Annotated in this window: 11 protein-coding genes and 4 tRNA genes; 5 read left to right on the top strand and 10 right to left on the bottom strand. The window is 62.4% G+C overall.

Translation table 11 applies throughout. The features are described from left to right. Positions 1-26: 26 nt before the first annotated feature. The 9 genes from ACWPWQ_RS18150 to ACWPWQ_RS18190 all read right to left on the bottom strand — a co-directional run bounded on the left by ACWPWQ_RS18150 (position 27) and on the right by ACWPWQ_RS18190 (position 16,116). Positions 27-2,615: a sensor histidine kinase gene (locus ACWPWQ_RS18150; protein WP_139437107.1), complete on the bottom strand. Its 2,589-nt coding sequence runs from the start codon at positions 2,613-2,615 to the stop codon at positions 27-29. Positions 2,616-2,809: 194 nt separating this feature from the next. After that, positions 2,810-3,325, bottom strand: a complete 516-nt coding sequence (locus ACWPWQ_RS18155; RefSeq protein WP_202047987.1) for a potassium-transporting ATPase subunit C — start codon at positions 3,323-3,325, stop codon at positions 2,810-2,812. A 59-nt stretch (positions 3,326-3,384) separates the two neighbouring features. Next, positions 3,385-5,448, bottom strand: coding sequence for a potassium-transporting ATPase subunit KdpB (gene kdpB, locus ACWPWQ_RS18160; protein WP_139437104.1), 2,064 nt, complete (start codon positions 5,446-5,448; stop codon positions 3,385-3,387). Between the two features lie 67 nt (positions 5,449-5,515). Further along, on the bottom strand, positions 5,516-7,195 hold the full coding sequence (gene kdpA, locus ACWPWQ_RS18165) for a potassium-transporting ATPase subunit KdpA (protein WP_202047986.1): 1,680 nt from the start codon (positions 7,193-7,195) through the stop codon (positions 5,516-5,518). A gap of 625 nt (positions 7,196-7,820) precedes the next feature. Continuing rightward, the gene (gene gorA / locus ACWPWQ_RS18170) at positions 7,821-9,170 is read right to left on the bottom strand and encodes a glutathione-disulfide reductase (protein ID WP_319916375.1); all 1,350 of its coding nucleotides are present in this window, start codon (positions 9,168-9,170) and stop codon (positions 7,821-7,823) included. A gap of 76 nt (positions 9,171-9,246) precedes the next feature. Then, a complete protein-coding gene (locus ACWPWQ_RS18175; RefSeq protein ID WP_454010444.1) occupies positions 9,247-11,205 on the bottom strand; it encodes an ATP-binding protein in 1,959 nt (652 codons plus the stop codon). 121 nt (positions 11,206-11,326) lie between these two features. Continuing rightward, positions 11,327-14,407 (bottom strand): multidrug efflux RND transporter permease subunit, encoded by a 3,081-nt coding sequence (locus ACWPWQ_RS18180; RefSeq protein WP_139437096.1) that lies wholly within the window; start codon positions 14,405-14,407, stop codon positions 11,327-11,329. Positions 14,408-14,422: 15 nt separating this feature from the next. Beyond that, positions 14,423-15,529, bottom strand: coding sequence for an efflux RND transporter periplasmic adaptor subunit (locus ACWPWQ_RS18185; RefSeq protein ID WP_454010445.1), 1,107 nt, complete (start codon positions 15,527-15,529; stop codon positions 14,423-14,425). Beyond that, positions 15,526-16,116: a TetR/AcrR family transcriptional regulator gene (locus tag ACWPWQ_RS18190; RefSeq protein WP_139437092.1), complete on the bottom strand. Its 591-nt coding sequence runs from the start codon at positions 16,114-16,116 to the stop codon at positions 15,526-15,528. The genes ACWPWQ_RS18185 and ACWPWQ_RS18190 overlap by 4 nt, the downstream gene beginning before the upstream one ends. Before the next feature lie 258 nt (positions 16,117-16,374). On the opposite strand from ACWPWQ_RS18190, the gene ACWPWQ_RS18195 reads away from it, so the two are divergent. The 5 genes from ACWPWQ_RS18195 to ACWPWQ_RS18215 all read left to right on the top strand — a co-directional run bounded on the left by ACWPWQ_RS18195 (position 16,375) and on the right by ACWPWQ_RS18215 (position 17,499). Further along, positions 16,375-16,451 (top strand) — tRNA-Arg (locus tag ACWPWQ_RS18195). Between the two features lie 49 nt (positions 16,452-16,500). Next, positions 16,501-16,576: transfer RNA gene (locus ACWPWQ_RS18200), tRNA-His, on the top strand. Positions 16,577-16,596: 20 nt separating this feature from the next. After that, positions 16,597-16,682 (top strand) — tRNA-Leu (locus ACWPWQ_RS18205). 59 nt (positions 16,683-16,741) lie between these two features. Beyond that, positions 16,742-16,818 (top strand) — tRNA-Pro (locus tag ACWPWQ_RS18210). Between the two features lie 177 nt (positions 16,819-16,995). Next, on the top strand, positions 16,996-17,499 hold the full coding sequence (locus tag ACWPWQ_RS18215; RefSeq protein WP_454010446.1) for an RICIN domain-containing protein: 504 nt from the start codon (positions 16,996-16,998) through the stop codon (positions 17,497-17,499). On the opposite strand, the gene pyk is transcribed toward ACWPWQ_RS18215, so the two are convergent. Next, a complete protein-coding gene (gene pyk, locus ACWPWQ_RS18220) occupies positions 17,489-18,967 on the bottom strand; it encodes a pyruvate kinase (protein WP_454010447.1) in 1,479 nt (492 codons plus the stop codon). The two genes, ACWPWQ_RS18215 and pyk, sit on opposite strands and share 11 nt — an antisense overlap. Positions 18,968-18,999: the final 32 nt, after the last annotated feature.

The raw sequence follows: 18,999 nt of genomic DNA on the forward strand, positions 1-18,999 counted from the left end.
AGGGTCAGAAACCCGAAATGTATGCATCATACCTCAGGTGAGTTGAGAGAGAGTGGCAGGGAGATGCGCATGCAGGTGCCGTTGCCGTTGGGGCCGGCAAATGCCCAGATGCGACCACCGTGGGCCTCTATCATAGCGCGGGAAATGGCGAGGCCAAGTCCGGTGCCGCGACTGCCGCAATCCCCCACCGGCTGGGTATAGAACAGATTGAAGATCTTGTCCCGATCCGATTCTGCGATGCCGACCCCGATGTCGATGATGTCGATGATGAGGTCGGGATCCGCCAGCATCACCTTGAACTCTATGGGGGTGCCGGCTGGTGAATAGCGGGAGGCGTTGTCGAGGATGTTGACCAGCACCTGCTCGATCAGGGCGCCGTGCACATAGAGCTGGGGGATCTGCTGATCGAAGTGGATCAGCAGCTTGTGCTGGCGCCAGGAGGAGTCCAGCCGCTTGCGGGCACTCTCCACCAGGTCGGCGAGGTCGACCCACTCCCGCTTCAGCTGGAAGTCCGGGGAGCCTATGCGGGTCATGTCCAGCAGGTTCTGCACATAGCTGTGCAAGCGGCGCGCCTCCTCCTGCACCGAGTGGAGCAGCTCGTTGCGATCCTCGGCACTGATCCTGTCACCGTATTCCAGCAGTGTGCTGCCGGCCCCCATGATGGTGGCGAGCGGCGTTTTCAGATCGTGGGAGACCGAGGAGAGCAGGGCGGCGCGCATCCGATCCGTCTCCGCCTGCAGCTGGCTGTCGGCCAGCCGCTCGTTGAGATCGATCCGCGCCAGGGCGGCGCGGATGTCGGTGAGCAGCGCCTGCAACTGATGTTCGGCGGAGGAGGCGAGCGGGCTGGCCAGCCGTATCCCCAGCACCAGTTCATCGGTGAGGTGGTGGTACTGGGCCTCGGCCGCATTGAGGGTGGCGGTGTGGGCCCCGGCGCTCTGCTTCTGGGCCAGGCACCAGTCGATGGCGGCCTTGTCGGTCTGGCCCGGTGCCCGCACCTCGTCTCCGGCTCTGTACTGGTACTCCTCATCCAGGGCGAACACGGGCTGCCCCAGGGCGAGGGAGATGGCCTGGGTACCCTGCCTGAGCACCTCCACCGGGCTGCTGGCGGTGGCCAGCCCCTGGCTGAGAGAGAGCAGGGCGTTGCCGAGCTGCTGGGTCTCGCGCAAGCCTACCAGCTGCTGGCGCTGGCGGGAGGCGAGCCGCCCCGCCGTCATGCCGACGATGAGCAGCACGAACAGGGTGAGCAGGTCGCTGTGGCTGGCGACGCTCAGGGAGAAGTAGGGGGCGGTGAACAGCAGATTGTGCGCGACGAATCCCAGCACGGCCGCCAGGATGGCGGGCACCAGGCTGGTGGTGAGGGCAGTGGCGAGTACCCCCAGCACGAACAGCAGCGGCAGGGAGGCGGGCGGCAGCCAGTGGGAGAGCCCCCAGGCGCTGGCTGAGGTCACCGCCATAATGGCGATGGCCAGCAGGCTCTGGCGAATGTCCTTGGGGTGGAGTGGTTGCAGCCTCAGCCCTGGCTTGTTCTTCTCCGTGTCCACCAGCGTGATCTCGAATCCCTGTGCCTGTTTCAGCAGGTGCTGCACCAGGGAGCGGCGCCAGGGCGGGTTGTGGGGCTTGCCGAGCAACAGCTGCGAGACCTGCTGCTGTTCGGCCGTCTCCAGCAGGGCATCGGCGACCGCCGGGCTGGAGAGGGTCAGCACCTTGGCGCCGAGGTGAGAGGCCAGCGCCAGCGCCTGCTCCAGCTCAGGGGAGCGCTGCCCCTTGCTGTCGATGTGCACCACCAGCCAGGGTAGCTGGCGGCGCTGGGCGAAGCGGTGGCCGTAGCGCACCAGGGCCGAGCCGTGCTGATCCCCGAGGCAGACCATCAGCTTGCCCCGCAGCGGCAGCGTGGTCTTGCCCGCCGCCTGCCATTGCAGTTGCAGATCCCCCTCCACGTGGCTGGCGGCAGTCTGCATCGCCAGCTCGCGCAGGGCGGTCAGGTTGTTGAGGGAGAAGAAGGATTGCAGGGCGGCCTTGGCCTGATGGGGCACATAGACCTTGCCCTCCTTGAGCCGGCCGAGCAGCTCCTTGGGGGGCAGGTCTATGAGGACTATGCTGTCCGCCTCCAGCAGCACCTGATCGGGCAGGGTCTCCTTGACCCTGACTCCGGTCAGCTGCCACACCAGATCGTTGAGGCTCTCCAGATGTTGTACGTTGAGGGTGGAGTAGACGTCTATGCCGGCGCCGAGCAGCTCCTCCACATCCTGCCAGCGTTTCTCGTGGCGGCTGCCGGGAGCATTGGTATGGGCCAGCTCATCCACCACTACGATGGATGGCTTGCGTTCGAGCAAGCCATCCAGGTCCATCTCCTCCAGTCGTTGCTGGCGGTGGTGATGCAGCTTGCGTGGCTGGATGGCGAGCTTGTCGAGCAGCGCCAGGGTCTCCTGGCGCCCGTGGGTCTCGACCACGCCGATGAGAATGTCGACCCCTTCCTTGGCCTGTTCCCGCACCGCCTGCAACATGGCGTAGGTCTTGCCTACGCCGGGGGCGGCGCCGAGGAAGACCTTCAGCTTGCCCTTGTGTTCCTCTTCCAGGCTTGCCAGCAAGGCGTCGGCCCGAACCTCATCACGCATTCACGTGCTCCTGCTTCATGCTTGTCAGCAAGGCCCCCGCCTTAACCTCATCACGCATTCCCGTGCTCCTGCTTCATGCTTGCCAGCAAGGCACCCGCTTTTACCACATCACGCATCATCATCCTTATGGAGCAACTGCCGGCTCGGTTCGAAAATCTGGGTCGCCCTCCAACTCGGGCCAGCCAGGCGCGCCATCATGCGTCCTTGTGCTGATCGAGCAACAGATTCAACTGGAGGATGTTGACCACCTGGGGGCCAAGGATACCAGCTTGTGTCGACGACTTGACCTGCTCCGTCAGGGAAGCGGGATCCAGCCCGCGTTGCTTGGCGACGCGCTCCACCTGGGCCAGCACGGCATCCAGGGGCAGGTGGGGATCCAGGCCCGAACCTGAGCGGGTCAGCATGGCGGGGGACTGGTAATTACCCTGTGCCTTGGCAAATTCGCTGCGCAGGGGGGAGCTCATCCCCAGGTTGCTGGCGCCGCTGCCTATGGTGGTGAAGTCGCTGGCGGAGGGACGGGAGTGGAAGTACTCCGCCCGCTCGAATTTTTGCGCCAGCAGGGCGCTGCCGATCAGCTGCTGCTTGGCATCGGTCAGCTGGCTGCCGTTGGCCTGCCAGGGGAACAGCAGCTGGGCCAGTCCGGTGACGGCCAGGGGGTAGCCGACACCCAGCAGCAGGGTCAGGGTCAGCAGGGTTCTGATTGCTATCATGATTTTCTTGCTCCAAACAGATTGATGGGGTGCAGGCCAGGCTTGCACCCGTTATGTGGTTACACCAGACCCAGGCCTGTGATGACCAGATCGATCAACTTGATTCCAATGAAGGGCACGACCAGGCCACCGAGACCATAGATCAACAGGTTGCGGCGCAGCAGGCTGGCGGCGGAGCCCTTCACGTTGACCCCCCGCAGCGCCAGCGGTACCAGCGCCACTATGATCAGGGCGTTGAAGATGATGGCCGACAGTATGGCGCTCTCTGGGCTGCCGAGTTGCATCAGGTTCAGTGCCCCCAGCTGCGGGTAGGCCGCGATGAAGAGGGCCGGCAGTATGGCGAAGTACTTGGCCACGTCGTTGGCGATGGAGAAGGTGGTCAGGGCACCCCGGGTGACCAGCAACTGCTTGCCCACCAGCACCACGTCCAGCAGCTTGGTGGGGTTGGAGTCCAGATCCACCAGGTTGCCCGCCTCCTTGGCGGCCTGGGTGCCTTCGTTCATGGCCAGCCCCACGTCCGCCTGGGCCAGGGCCGGTGCGTCGTTGGCGCCGTCACCGCACATGGCGACCATGCGGCCATCGGCCTGCTCCTGACGGATATAGGCCAGCTTCTTCTCCGGGGTTGCCTCGGCGATGAAGTCATCCACCCCGGCTTCGGCGGCGATGGCGGCGGCGGTCAGCGGGTTGTCCCCGGTGATCATCACGGTGCGGATCCCCATGTGACGCAGGATCTGGAAGCGGGCCTTGATGCCTGGCTTGATGATGTCCTTGAGGTACACCACCCCCAGCAACTGCTCGTGGGTGCAGACCAGCAGCGGGGTACCGCCCTGACGGGCGATGTTGTCGACCGCCTTCAGGATAAGCTCGGGCACTCCCTTGCGATCGAGGGAGAGGTAGTTGAGCACCGCATCCACGGCCCCCTTGCGATATTGATGACCGTTGCGATCCAGACCGCTCAACCGGGTCTCGGCGCTGAAGGGGATCACCTTGTCGCTCTCGAGCTGGCTCGGCTTGGCCATGCTCTTGCCGGCCAGGGTCAGGATGGACTTGCCCTCGGGGGTGTTGTCGCCGAGGGAGGCCAGCATGGCGGCCTGGGCCAGCAGGGAGGGATCGACGCCGGGGGCAGGGATCAGCTCGTCGGCCATGCGGTTGCCGAAGGTGATGGTACCTGTCTTGTCCAGCAGCAGGGTGCGCACGTCACCGGCGGCCTCCACGGCACGACCTGACTTGGCGATCACGTTCAGCTTCACCAGCCGGTCCATGCCGGCGATGCCGATGGCGGAGAGCAGGCCCCCTATGGTGGTCGGGATCAGGGTGATGAACAGCGCCAGCAGGTAGAGGCGCGGTACCTGGGTGCCGTTGTAGTCGAGGAACCAGGGCAGGGTGGCGACCACCAGCAGGAAGATCAGGGTCAGACCCACCAGCAGGGCATCGAGTGCCATCTCGTTCGGGGTCTTCTGGCGCTTGGCCCCCTCGACCAGCGCTATCATTCGGTCGAGCGTGCTCTCCCCGGGATTGTTGGTCACACGGACCCAGATCTCGTCGGAGACCACAGTGGTGTTGCCGGTCACGCCGCTGCGGTCGGTGCCGGACTCGCGGATGACGGGGGCGGATTCACCTGTGATGGCGGCCTCGTTGACGGAGGCGATACCGGCAACGACTTCACCGTCGGCCGGGATCATCTCGCCGCTGCGCACCAGCACCAGATCCCCTTTTTGCAGGCTGGTGGCCGCGACCCATTCGCCCTGGCCATCTTTCGGATCCCGCACCTTGCGCGCCTGGAGCTGGCTCATGCCCGCCTTCAGGCTGTCGGCCCGCGCCTTGCCGCGGCCTTCTGCCAGGGTTTCGGCGAAGTTGGCAAACCACAGGGTCAGCCACAACCAGGCCGTCAGCTGCCAGGCCAGTGAAGGGGTGACACCGGAAAGTGGCTGCCCCAGCAGGGACTCCACGGTCGCCATCACGGCGGCCAGCCAGAGGGTGAACAGTATGGGGCTGCCAAACAGCGCCTTGGGGTTGAAGCGATAGAAGGCTTCGATCATGGCCTGCACGACTTGTGAGGTCTGTTTCTTGCCCTTGCCCTTCACCTTTTCGGTGCGGGCAGGGATGGAGATGGACTTGCTCATTTGAATGCTCCCAGCATCAGATGTTCGGTCATTGGCATCGGTAAAGTGACTGACATGAACAGGGTCATCAGAGCGCTCCCAGTATCAGGAGATGCTCGGCGACGGGGCCCAGCGCCAGTACCGGCAGGAAGGAGAGACCGCCTATCAGCAGCACTGTGATGATCAGCAAGGTAATAAACAGCGGACCGCGGATGGGGAAGTCACCCTCGCCGGCATCCTGTTGGGAGGCGCGCGAGAGCTGACCGGCGATGGCCAGTACCGGAATGATGTAGCCGAAGCGACCGAGCAGCATGGCCAGACCGATGGCGACGCACTGCCAGTTGTCCGCGGCGGCGAAGCCCCCGAAGGCCGAGCCGTTGTTGCCGGCGGCCGAGGCGTAGTTGTAGATCAACCTGGACAGGCCGTGGGGGCCATCGTGACCCATGATGGTGGCGGCATCCGGCATCAGCAGCGTTACCCCGCCGATCACCAGAACCCCGACCGGCATCACCAGCATGCTGGCGACCACCCATTTCATCTCGGTGATCCCGAGGCGCTTGCCGAGATAGGTCGGCGTGCGCCCGACCATCAGGCCGCACAGGAACACGGTCAGCAGCACGAACAGCATCATGCCGTAGATACCGGCACCCACGCCGCCGAAGATGACCTCACCGAGCAGCATGTTGATCATGCCGACCATGCCACCCAGCGGGGTGAAGCTGTCGTGCATGGCGTTGACAGAGCCGTTGGAGGCCGAAGTGGTCGCCACTTCCCAGATGCTGGAGAGCACGGGGCCGAAGCGGCTCTCCTTGCCTTCCCAGTTGCCTGCCTGGGTGGTGAGCTGGGCGAGCGCAGGATCCGGTTGCAACTCCTGATAGACGGAGAGGCCGAGCCCCATCACGAACAGCAGCGTCATGGCGGCGAGGATGGCGCGGCCGTGACCAGAATCCTTAACGTAACGGCCCAGGGTGCAGACCAGGGCGGCGGGAATGGTCAGCAGGGTGACCATCTCCAGCCAGTTGGAGAGGGCGGTCGGGTTCTCGAACGGGTGGGCCGAGTTGACGCCGAAGAAGCCGCCACCGTTGGAGCCGAGCTGCTTGATGGCGATCTGCGAGGCGGCAGGGCCGAGCGGCAGCAGCTGCTCCTGACCTTCCAGGGCATGGAACGGCAGATAGGCCGACAGACTCTGGGGAACCCCTTGCCACACCAGCAGCAGCGCCATGATCAACGCCATGGGCAGCAGCACGTAGAGGCAGAAGCGCACCAGATCCTGCCAGAAGTTGCCAAGGTGTATGGTCTGCTGGCGGGAGAGACCGCGGAACAGCGCGACGGCGACGGTAGCACCGGTGGCGGCGGAGACGAAGTTCTGGGTGGTGAGCCCCACCATCTGGCTGAAGTAGGAGAGGCTGGCCTCACCGGAATAGGCTTGCCAGTTGGTGTTGGTCATGAAGCTGACGGCGGTGTTGAAGGCGAGTTGCCAGCTCAGGCCCGGCAGCTGTTGCGGGTTGAGGGGCAGCAGCCCCTGAGCCATCAGGATCAGGAACAGCAGACCGAAACCGGCACCGTTGAAGGCCAGCAGGCTGAGGGCGTAGGACTTCCAGTCCTGCTCCCGTCCGTCCGTGCCGCAGCAGGCCAGGGTGGCGCGCTCGACCGGCGCGAGCCAGCGACTCTTGCCCTCGAACACGCGATACATATAGCTGCCGAGCAGGGGTGCCGGCAGCAGGACCAGCAGCACGAAGGCCACCGGATAGATTATTTCTTGCCACATATCAGATCCCTCACTCGTGGTCGCAGTGCATCAGTGCACGCATTGGATAGCCCGTGAGGCCCGGTTGCTTGCAGGCTACCGGATGGATAATTACTTGCCGCATCTTCAAGTCCCTCACTCGTGGCTATGCGTCAGTGCACGCATCAGGTAACCCATCAGGGCGAGGACCAGCAGCAGATATAGCCAATTCATAACGACTCCGTTGAGATAATTAGCGTCGAGAGTCGATGCATATCCATATCGACTCCGTTGGTGTCATTGACGCTGAAAGGGTATGTAAAACGGGCGTAAAGGCGCCATAAAGGGGCATTGGGGGAGCGTAAAATCGGCGTAAAGAACGCCGATTTCAGAGGGAATCGGGTGGGGAGGGATCAAAAAAACCGGCCTGGGCCGGGTTTGGAGAGCGAGGCTTATGCCGTTGCCAGCGGCTCTCAACGCATGGTCACAGACTCTTCTGCGCTGGTGGGATGGGAAGGGGGAACGCAGTTGTCGGTTTGACCTCTGTCTCCCTGTTCCCCTTCCTCAGCCTCAGCGCATGGTGACAAATTCTTCCGCGCTGGTGGGATGGGAAGGGGAACGCAGTTGTCGGTTTGACCCCCGGTGTTCCTGTTCCCCTGCCTCAGCCTCAGCGCATGGTGACAAACTCTTCCGCGCTGGTCGGATGGATGGCGACGCAGTTGTCGAAGTCTGCCTTGGTGGCACCCATCTTCATGGCGACGCCAAAGCCCTGCAGTATCTCGTCCATCGCAAAGCCGATGCCGTGCAGGCCGACCACCTTCTCCTCGGGGCCGACGCAGACCAGCTTCATCCGGGTGGGCTGGCGATGCTGGGTCAGGGCCGAATACATGGCGGTGAACTGGCTGCGGTAGACCTTGACCTGATCTTCACCGTATTCGGCGATGGCTTCCGGCTCGGTCAGACCTATGGTGCCGATGGGGGGGTGGCTGAACACCACGGTCGGTACCAGATCGTAGTTGAGGTGCTCGCTCGGCTTGTTGTTGAACAGCCGCTCGGAGAGGCGGCGACCTGCCGCGACGGCCACCGGGGTGAGCTGGATGCGGCCGGTGTTGTCACCCACCGCATAGAGGTTGGCGACGGCGGTGTTCTGGAACTTGTCGGTGGGGATGAAGCCCTTCTCGTCCAGGGTGATGCCGGTGGCGGCCAGATTGAGGTTGTCGGTGGCGGGCACGCGGCCGATGGCCCAGATCAGGCAGTCCACCGTGAGGTGGCGACCATCTTCCAGTTGCAGGGTCAGGCTGTCGTCGGCGTTCTTGACCACGGCCTTGGGCACGGCGTGGGTGTGCAGCCTGGGCCCTTCCTGGGCCATGATCTCCACCAGGGTCTCGTGGATCATGGGGTCGAAGTTGCGCAGCGGCGCATGCTTGCGCACCACCAGATGGGTCTCGGAGCCAAGCGCCTGCATCACGCCGGCGATCTCGACCGCGATGTAGCCGGCACCGACCACGGCGACCCGCTTGGGCTGGCTTTGCAGATCGAAGAAGCCGTCGGAGTCGATGCCGAGTTCGGCGCCCGGTATGGTCGGGACCTCGGGGCGGCCACCGGTGGCGATCAGTATGTGATCGGCGCTGTACTGCTCGCCATCAACCTCGATGGTGTTGCTGCTGACGAAACGGGCGAAGCCCTTGATGACGGTGATCTGGTTCTTGCCCAGCACATTCTCGTAGGACTTGTGGATGCGGCCAATATAGGCCTGACGGGACTCGACCAGCCTGGCCCAGCTGAAGTGATTGAGGGTGGTGTCGAAGCCGTAGTCGGCCCCGTATCTCAGGGCATCGGCGATCTGGCCGGCATACCACATGGCCTTCTTCGGCACGCAGCCGACGTTGACGCAGGTACCCCCCAGCTCTTTGGCTTCAATCAGGGCGACTTTCTTGCCATACATGGCAGCCCGGTTGGCCGAGGCGATGCCGCCGCTGCCGCCGCCGATGGCGATATAGTCAAAATGCTGTGCCATTGCGAGGTTCTCCGCTCGTTAAGAATGCAATCACAGCATGATGGGGACAAAGTGGCCGGCTCACAAGAGCCGGCGTTCAGTTCTGCCGGATCGGCAGGCGGATATGGAACTGGGCACCCTGGCCAGGTTCGCTGGCGCAATGGATGCGGCCGCGCAGCAGTTGCACCACTAGGTTGTAGATGATGTGGGTGCCGAGCCCGCTGCCACCCTGGCCTCGCTTGGAGGTGACGAAGGGATCGAAGATGCGCGGCAGTATCTCCGGGGGGATGCCGCGACCGTTGTCGCTGTAGTCGATGACCAGCTCGTCACCCTGCTGCTCCACCCTGATGGTGATCTTCTTGGGCCTGTCCCAGCTGTCGAAACCGTGATGGATGGAGTTGAGGATCAGGTTGGAATAGATCTGGGTGAAGCTGCCGGGGAAGGAGTAGATGGCCAGCTTGGGATCGCATTGAATGTCGACCTCGCATTGGGCCTTCTTCAGCTTGTAGCCGAGGGAGACCACCACCTGATGCAGGTTGTCGGCGAGGCTGAAGTTGTAGCGCGCCTCGGACGACTGATCCACCGCCACCTGCTTGAAGCTGGCGATGAGCTCCGAGGCCCGCCTCAGGTTGCCCTGCAGCAGTTGCATCGACTCGTCTAGGTTCTGGGTGAACTCGTTGAGATAGGTGCGCGGCAGCTGCTTGGCCTCGAGGTGCTGCTTGAAGTCGGCCACCCGCTCCTGCAGATAGGAGGAGGCCGTGACGCTGATGCCGATGGGGGTGTTGATCTCGTGGGCCACGCCGGCCACCAGCGAACCCAGGGAGGCCATCTTCTCCGACTCCACCAGGGTCTGCTGCGCCTGTTTCAGATCGTCATAGGCCTTGCCCAGCTGGTCGTTGGCATCGCTCAGGCTGCGGGTACGCTCCGCCACCTTGCCTTCCAGCTGTTCGTTGAACAGTATGATTTCACGCTCCACCTTCTTGAGGGGGGTGATGTCGTAACCGAAGCCAATCAGATACTTGAGATTCGGCCCCTCGTAGAAGGGGGCGAAGGTCCACTGCAGGACGAGTTCGCTGCCCTGCTGGTCGTGCATGGTGATCTCCCTGTCCTCGAGGGAGCCCTGATCCGCCAGGGTGGCCGCGAGCTCGGCCCGCTGCTCCTCGCTGACGAAGAGATCCAGCCAGTTGTGCTGCAGCAGCTCCTCGTGGTGATAGCCGGTGAGCAGTATGGCGGCCGGGTTGATGCTGGCGATGTTGAGATCCGGCTCCATGCAGCAGATGACCATGTTGGCGGAGTTGATCAGGGTGGCGGAGAAGTCCCGCTCCTGCTGGAGTTGATCCGCTGCCTGATGGCGGGCGTTGAACTCGTCATTCAATCGGGTGCGCATCTGGTTGAGGGTGGCGGCCAACGCATCGAACTCGTCCGGGTGCTTGCGGGGTAGGGGACGCCCTTCCAGCGTCAGCTCCACCGCCAGCCGATCCAGGCTCAGTTTCTGGGCGTAGCTGACGATGCGGTTGATATGGCGGATCACCAGGTAATAGATGATGACCAGGATGCAGAGGGAGACGACCAGGGTCTTGATGGTCTGGCTGACCAGGATCAGCACCGATTTCTCGATCAGCCGCTGGTAGACCTGATCCAGGGTGGCGGCGACGAACAGCTTGCCGACCACCTCTCCCTGATAGGTGAGGCTGAATTCGCGGGAGATGTCGTATTGCGCCTGCTCCACCCCCTGGGTCAGCAGCGGCACTTCCGAGTTGCCCAGCATCTCCTTGACCATGACGAACTGCATGTTGGGCAGGTTCATGATGCCTTCGATCTGCACCTTGACCTGCTCTTCATCCAGGTTCCACAGGCTGGCGGAGATGGGTTGCAGGAAGGAGGCCTCGATCTGGTCGATGCTGGCCTCGATGACGGTGACGTCCTTGTTGTAATCCCAGGCGAGCTGCAGCACCGTGATGACCAGTGCCAACACTGTGCTGCAGATCAGAATGTAGGAAAGCAGACGATAAGAGAGTCCGTTAAGGCCTATGGCCCTGGAGAAGATTCCTGACATGGCATCCTTGCGGTCTGGATTGCGAACGGCCTAGTTTAACTGCTTCATGGACTCATGTCGTGGGTCATGAAATGGATAAAAATAAGGCCCCTTTCGGGGCCTTGTTGCTGTTGGCTGAGGATCAATGGTTTCCTTTCGCCTTGGCCGGAATGGACTCGTCGAATTCCGGCAGCGGTTTGTGCTCCGAGGCCAGGAAGGTGTAGATCACCGGCAGCACGAACAGGGTGAACAGGGTGCCGATGGCCAGACCCGCCACGATGACGATGCCGATGCTGAAGCGCTGGGCCGCCCCCGCACCCGCCGCATAGAGCAGCGGGATCAGGCCGGCGATCATGGCCGCCGTGGTCATCAGGATGGGGCGCAGACGCACCTTGGCAGCCTGCATCACGGCCTGCATCCGGTTCATGCCGTGCAGCAGCTGCTCCTCCTTCGCCACCTCGCAGATCAGAATACCGTGCTTGGTAATCAGACCCACCAGGGTGATGAGGCCCACCTGGGAGTAGATGTTCATGGTGGCCAGGCCCCATGCCAGGGCAATCAGGGCCCCGCTGATGGCAAGGGGGACCGACACCATGATCACCAGGGGGTCACGCACCGACTCGAACTGGATCGCCAGCACCAGGAAGATGATGGCCAGGGCCAGGGCGAAGGTGGCATAGAGCGCATTGCCCTCGGTCACGAACTGGCGGGCTTCACCCATGAAGTCGTAGCGATAGCCTTGCGGCAGCTTCTCTTCGGCGGTGGCCTTGAACCAGTTGATCGCATCCCCCATGGCCACACCGGGTGCCGGTACGGCGCCTATGGTGGCAGAGTTCAGCTGGTTGAAGTGGGGCAGGGCGCGGGGCTCGCCAACCACTTCAATCTTGATCAGGCTGCCCAGCGGGATCGACTTGCCGTCGGCGGCGCGCACGTAATAACCCTTGATGGACTCGGGGTTGAGACGGAATTTGCGCTCCACCTGGGGGATCACCTCGTAGGAGCGGCCATCCAGATCGATCCGGTTGACGTAACCGTCCGCCATCATGGTGCCCATGGTGATGCCGATGTCCTGCATGGTGATGCCGTAGGCACCCGCCTTGTCCTTGTCGATGCTGATCTTCATGGTGGCCGAGTCGTAGTTCAGATCGAGATCCGAATAGACGAACTGGCCGTTGGCCTGGGTTGCCGCCAGCATCTCACCCGCGATCAGGAACAGGCTCTCGAAGCTGTTCGGGGTGGTGATGACGAACTGGATGGGCAGACCGCTGGAGGCGCCTGGCAGTTCCGGGAACTGGAAGGTGGTGATGGCCATCCCGGGGATGTCCTTCACCAGACCGGCCACTCGATCCAGCACCTCTTTCTGGCTCGCCTCACGCTGGCTCCAGGGCACCATGGAGGCGATGCCGAAGGCCTGGTTGGCGTTGAACACCCCGGAGAAGACCTGGGAGTAGGCGATCTCGGGCTGGTCATCCAGCACCTTGTTCACGTCCGCCATGGTGTTCTCGATGTAGTCCAGGTTGGCATTGGACGGTGCCGTCCCCAGCACGGCCATGACCCCCTTGTCCTCGGACGGGGCCAGCTCGCTCGGGATGAACTTGAACAGCAGCGGCAGGCTGCCGAACACGATGACGGCGAACAGGATGACCACGATGCGGCGCTGCATGACCGCATGCAGCATGCTGTCGTAGCGGGCCGTCATCTTATCCAGCAGGTGATGCACTGTGCTCTCGAACTTGCCTGGCTGTTCGTTGGCCTTGAGCATCTTGGAGCACATCATGGGCGACAGGGTCAGCGCTATGATGCCGGAGACGAACACGGCCCCCGCCAGGGTCAGCGCGAACTCCTTGAACAGGGAGCCTGTGATGCCTCCCATCAGGGCGATAGGCGCATATACCGCAGCCAGGGTCACCGTCATGGCGATGACGGGCACGGCGATCTCCCGGGTCCCTATGATGGCGGCCCTGAACGGTTCTTCCCCCTCCTTGATGTGTCGGTCGACGTTCTCCAGCACCACGATGGCGTCATCCACCACCAGACCGATGGCGAGCACCATGGCGAGCAGTGTCATCAGGTTTATCGAGAAACCGAACATGTCCATCATCATCACCACGCCGATGAGGCTCAGCGGGATTGTGATGATCGGGATGATGACCGCCCGGAAGGAGCCGAGGAACAGGGTGATGACCACCAGTACGATGGCGGCCGCTTCCAGTATGGTCTTGATGACCTCGTTGATGGACTCGTTGATGGCGATGGTGGAGTCATACAGGATGTTGACCTGCATGGTGCTCGGCATGTTGCTCTTCAGGCTCGGCAGCAGCTCCAGCACATCGTGGGCGATGTTGATGGGGTTGGCGGTCGGCGCGGCATTGATGGCAAGTACCACGGCCTCGCGGCCGTTGGCGCTGGCGCGATAGATGTCGTGGCTCTTCTCCAGCGACACCTTGGCAATGTCGGAGAGACGGATCACCTTGCCATCGCGGGTCGCCACCACCAGACGCTTGAGCTCATCGGTATTGCTGACCTGGGTCTCGGCATTGCCGTTGAACAGGGTGAAATAGCCGGTGGCCTGACCGGTGGCCGACTGATAGTTGTTGCTGTTGAGCACAGTCATCACGTCGCTGGAGGTCAGGTCGAAGGCGGCCATCTTGGCCGGATCCAGCCACACCCGCAGGGCAAACTCGACCCCGCCGTAGAGGTCAACCTTGGATACCCCGCCCACGGTGAACAGCTGGGGCTTGATGACCCGCTCCAGATAGTCGGTGATCTGGCTGGAGTTCAGCTCCGGGCTGGTGAAGCCCATGTAGAGCACCGCAGTGGTGGAACCCGTGGAGGAGGTGACCGAGGGGTCTTCCGCCTCTTTGGGCAACTGGGAGCGCACCGAGTTGACCTTGGCCAGGATGTCGGACAGCGCGGCGTTCGGATCGGTGTTCAGCTTCATGTAGGCCGTCACCGTGGAGCTGCCCAGCTGGCTGGAGGAGGTCATGAAGTCGATGTTGTCGGCTTGCGCGACCGCCTGCTCCAGCGGCTGGGTGATGAAGCCCTGGATCAGATCCGAGCTGGCGCCGTAGTAGCTGGTGTTGACCGTGATGACGGTGTTGATTACCTCGGGATATTCCCGCACCTGCATCTTGAAGATGGCCTGGAAGCCCAGCAGGGCTATCAGGAAGCTGAGCGAGATCGCCAGTACCGGCCGTTTTATGAATATGTCAGTAAATCGCATCGCAGATCTCCGCGCTTACAGCATCGGGGTTTGTGCCGGAACGGCAAGGGCATCATTCTCGACCACGTGCACCTTGGTATCGTTGCTCAGGCGAACCTGACCCGACAGCACGATTTGATCGCCAGCCTTGATGCCGGACAACACATGGACATCATTGCCGCGACGCTCACCCGCCTTGACCACCACCTGCTTGGCGCGTTTCACGCCGTCTGCCTCGTGAATGACGTAGACGTTCTCGCCATAGAGGGTGAAGGAGATGGCAGACTGCGGGATCACTATCTGGTCTTTCACCGTGGGCAGTATGATGCTGGCGCGGGCGAACATGCCGGAGCGCAGCTGGCCGCCGTTGTTCGGGATGTTGGCTTGCACCTGGATCAGGCCGCTCTGGTAGTTGACCGCCGGCTCGATGGCGGTGATCTGACCGTCAAACTGGGTCTGGGGATAGGCATCCACGTTGATCTTGACGGTCTGGCCGAGGGAAATCTTGGAGATGTCGGTCTGGGGCACGGTGAAGCGCAGGCGCATCACGCTGGTATCTTCCAGTCGCACTATCTCGGTACCGGGTTCCAGATACTGGCCGAGGAAGACGTTGCGCAGACCCACGACGCCACCGAAGGGGGCGCGGACTTCGCGGCGGGCTATGGTGCCCTTCAGGCTCTCGATGTCCGCTTCCAGTGAACGGTAGCTCGCTTCGGCATCATCCAGCTGATCCCGGGAGATGGAGTTCTTCTGGTACAGGTTCTGGTAGCGCTCGAACTTGGCACGAGCCGCAGGCAGCCTGGCCCGGGAGGAGTTCAGGTTGGCCTTCTCCACGCTGGAGTCCAGGCTCAGCAGCAGTTGATCCGCCTTGACCTGAGCCCCGGATTCGAAACTGATGTTGTCTATGGTGCCAGCCAGTTCACTGGAAAGGGTGACCCCCTGGTTGGGCTCGATGAAGCCGATCGCCTCTATGGTGGGGATCCAGTCCTGCGCCTTGGTCACCATGGCGGTCACCGGGAACTCGGGCTCGGGTCGATTGGCCATGAACTCTGCAATCTTCTTCTGCTTGAACATATTGAAGCCGATGACACTGCCGAACAGGGCGAGTGCTATCAGCAACATGATGGCCATCCACTTTTTCATGAACAGGCTCCTGTGATGGAATAATTAGGGTTTAAAATGGCATTCCAGCTGGCCCGGATGACCGTTTCCAACTGTTCTTGTGTCAACTCAAATTCGTGAGCCTGGCGTTGTTGTACCAGGTTGACCACGCTGCTCAGACTCAGGGCCTCCAGCACCAGAACGGGCAAATCGATGAACAGACCCTGCTGGCGTCCCTGTTCGAAGAAACGCTCAAGTGGGGCCCATGTCGCCATTATGACCGGATCACGCTCCAATTCAGCCCCCAATGGAGAACTTTCGTACTGCAATTTGCATTTAAGTACGTTGGGGTGGCTGGCAAAGAGGGCGTCGATATTGAGCCAGAGGCGTCGATACTGCCGATAGGACACCTCTTCTATCTGCACATCTTCCATGACCAAGGGATGACACTTGAGAATGGTGTGCTGATAAAGCTGGCGGACAAGATCATCCTTGTCGCTGAAGTAGCGATAGATGGTGCCTGCCGCTACCTTGGCTTTCTTGGCAACCGCGGCAATGGAAAGGCCGTAGAAGCCCTGCTCGCCGAGGATTTCGTGCGCTGCCTCGAAAATCCGTTCTTTCTTATCCATGATGATCAGGTTTTGGCGAGTGAATGAACGTTCATTCATTCTAGGTGGAGAAGAAAGCAAGTCAAGGGATGCCGGCCACTTTACTGTCAGAAGAGGATCCAAAAGTGGGCCGAGTGAGGACGTTTTTGGCCGAACCGCTGAAGAAGAGGCATAAAAGTGTACGAAAAGATTGAAAAACAGACACTTGAACCATGAGGATAAAAAAAGAGTAGACAAGGTGGGCGCCATCATCAATAATGCGCCCCGTTCGACAGCGTAGCGCCCGTAGCTCAGCTGGATAGAGCGCTGCCCTCCGGAGGCAGAGGTCACAGGTTCGAATCCTGTCGGGCGCACCATCAAAGTGTGCCAGTTAAGCGGGCGTTGTTGTGGAACAAAACAGCTGTGGTGGCTGTAGCTCAGTTGGTAGAGTCCCGGATTGTGATTCCGGTTGTCGTGGGTTCGAGCCCCATCAGCCACCCCATTTTACAGCTTGTCAGGTATGCGAAGGTGGCGGAATTGGTAGACGCGCTAGCTTCAGGTGTTAGTGCCCCCCGGGTGTGAGGGTTCGAGTCCCTCTCTTCGCACCATACTTGCTGTATGACGAGGATGACCACATGGTCATCTTTGTATTTTGGAACTACCCCATCGGTGATTAGCGCAGCCCGGTAGCGCATCTGGTTTGGGACCAGAGGGTCAAAGGTTCGAATCCTTTATCACCGACCACATTCTGAAAACCTCGCTTCGGCGGGGTTTTTGCTTTTCTGCGTGTCCGTCGCGCCTCTGTCACCTCTTCTTACATTTCTGCAGGCGCCTGTTCGCCGCGAGTTCGTTATGCTTGGCCGGGAGCCACCCGAAGAGTGGACACCCGCGACCCATTCAGACACAGGCTTATGCACCATCATGCCCCTTCACATCCGATTGTTCGCCCTGATGGCACTGCTGCTCGGCGGCTGTGCCTTGCAGCCGAGACCAGAGAACCTTCTGCTGGGGGTCGCCCCCAGGTCAACGCCGGAGCCCCCGGCCACCCTGGTGACCGACGGCGGTTTCTGCGTGGCCCTGGGCGAGCAGGGCAGCCTGCTCACCCAGCCTTGCGATCAGAGCCCCCGTCAGCTGTTCAGCTGGGATGCGGGGGCCTTGCAGCTGGCGCAGGGTTGCCTGATCGCCAGGGGGGAGGACGGCCTCGCCGTGGGAGAGTGCCAGGACGACAGCCGTCAATGGCAGTGGCAGGGGGATAGACTGTTTAACCGGCAGGTTTCACTCTGCCTGGATGTGGCTGGTCGCCGCCACAGAGCCGCGGTGCCGCTGCGGCTGGCCGAGTGCTACGGTGGCGCCAATCAGAGCTTCACCTGGACGCCGACCGGCAGCCTGCTGGATCGCCTTGGGCTGCCTGGCCTCAGCGGATGAGGCTGTCCCTCGACTCCTGACGGGAGCCGCGCTGGACAGCGGGCAGGGGCACCAGACGCCAGACATCCTCGGGACCGGCCCCTTCCAGTGCATCCAGCCGGCTGATGAGCAGGGTCTGGATGCCGTGCAGTTGATCCGCCCGTTGCAGCGTCTCGACCAGCGGGCAGTGGAGGTGCCGGGGTGACTCGTCCAGATAGTGGAGCGGCCTGACCCCCCGCAGTATGGTCATCTGGTTGAGCAGTGGCTGATCATCGGAGAGCGCCCAGATGGGCCCCTGATGCGTGCCGCGGGAGATGGCGGTGACGGCCTGGCCACCCTTGGTCAGGATGGCGATGCCGCAGGTGTTGTCCAGGCCGAGGCTGGATGTCAGGGTGGTCAGCGCCATGTGATGACCGGCTTGCACCTGGGGTGTGCTGCCCTGAAGCCAGAGTGGCTGCCCGCCGCCCCCGTCCTGCTCGGCCCCCAGGGTGATGCGGGCCATGGCCTCCACCGCCTCGACGGGAAAGTGGCCGGCGGCCGATTCGGCCGAGAGCATGACGGCATCGGTCCCGTCCAGCACGGCGTTGGCCACATCCAGCACCTCGGCCCGGGTCGGCATGGGGCTGGCGAGCATGGACTCCATCATCTGGGTCGCCGTGATCACCGGCCGACCGAGCAAGCGGCAACGCTGGATCAGCGTCTTCTGCACGCCGGGCAGCCTGGCATCCCCAATTTCGACCCCGAGATCTCCCCTGGCCACCATGATGATGTCGGCGGCATGAATGATCTCGTCCATGGCCTCGATGGAGGCGACCACCTCGGCCCGCTCCACCTTGGCGATGATGGCCGCCCTGCTGCCGGTGGCGCGGATCAGCTGGCGAGCCTCCTGCAAGTCCGCCGCGCTGCGAGGGAAGGAGACGGCCACGAAATCGGCGTCAATCTGCCGGGCAAGGAGAATGTCGGCCCTGTCCTTGTCGGTCAGGGCCGGTGCGCTCAGGCCACCGCCGAGCACATTGATCCCCTTGCGACTGGACAGGGTGCCGCCGACCAGCACCCGGGTGTGCACCTCGGTCCCCGCAATCCGCTCCACCCTGAACTGCAGGCGACCGTCATCGAGCAGCAGTATGTTGCCGACCCCGACCTCCGCCACCAGTGCCGGATAGTCGAGCCCGACTCTCTCCTGGTTGCCCTGTGCGGGATCCAGATCTGCGTCCAGGATGAAGCCGTCTCCCGGCTTCAGCTGAATGCTGCCCGCCGCCAGGCTGGCGATCCGGATCTTGGGGCCCTGCAGGTCGGCCAGTATGCCGATGTGCAGCCCGAGCCGGCTGGCGACCTCGCGGATCCGCCTTGCGACTTGCCTGTGCTGCTCGTGGCTGCCGTGGGAGAAGTTGAGGCGAAAGACATTGGCGCCCGCGAGCAGCAACTTCTCCACCATCTCGCAGGAGGAGCTGGCCGGGCCCAGGGTGGCGATAATCTTGGTTTTACGCATGGGGTGACTCTCTTGGGTAGTGCAGGAAACAA

Source organism: Aeromonas sp. Marseille-Q7275, assembly GCF_965119515.1.

Excerpts from the sequence above, each read along its gene's own strand:
- ACWPWQ_RS18150 (WP_139437107.1), bottom strand. The coding sequence starts at position 2,615 with ATGCGTGATGAGGTTCGGGCCGACGCCTTGCTGGCAAGCCTGGAAGAG.
- ACWPWQ_RS18155 (WP_202047987.1), bottom strand. The coding sequence starts at position 3,325 with ATGATAGCAATCAGAACCCTGCTGACCCTGACCCTGCTGCTGGGTGTC.
- kdpB (WP_139437104.1), bottom strand. The coding sequence starts at position 5,448 with ATGAGCAAGTCCATCTCCATCCCTGCCCGCACCGAAAAGGTGAAGGGC.
- kdpA (WP_202047986.1), bottom strand. The coding sequence starts at position 7,195 with ATGTGGCAAGAAATAATCTATCCGGTGGCCTTCGTGCTGCTGGTCCTG.
- gorA (WP_319916375.1), bottom strand. The coding sequence starts at position 9,170 with ATGGCACAGCATTTTGACTATATCGCCATCGGCGGCGGCAGCGGCGGC.
- ACWPWQ_RS18175 (WP_454010444.1), bottom strand. The coding sequence starts at position 11,205 with ATGTCAGGAATCTTCTCCAGGGCCATAGGCCTTAACGGACTCTCTTAT.
- ACWPWQ_RS18180 (WP_139437096.1), bottom strand. The coding sequence starts at position 14,407 with ATGCGATTTACTGACATATTCATAAAACGGCCGGTACTGGCGATCTCG.
- ACWPWQ_RS18185 (WP_454010445.1), bottom strand. The coding sequence starts at position 15,529 with ATGAAAAAGTGGATGGCCATCATGTTGCTGATAGCACTCGCCCTGTTC.
- ACWPWQ_RS18190 (WP_139437092.1), bottom strand. The coding sequence starts at position 16,116 with ATGGATAAGAAAGAACGGATTTTCGAGGCAGCGCACGAAATCCTCGGC.
- ACWPWQ_RS18215 (WP_454010446.1), top strand. The coding sequence starts at position 16,996 with ATGCCCCTTCACATCCGATTGTTCGCCCTGATGGCACTGCTGCTCGGC.
- pyk (WP_454010447.1), bottom strand. The coding sequence starts at position 18,967 with ATGCGTAAAACCAAGATTATCGCCACCCTGGGCCCGGCCAGCTCCTCC.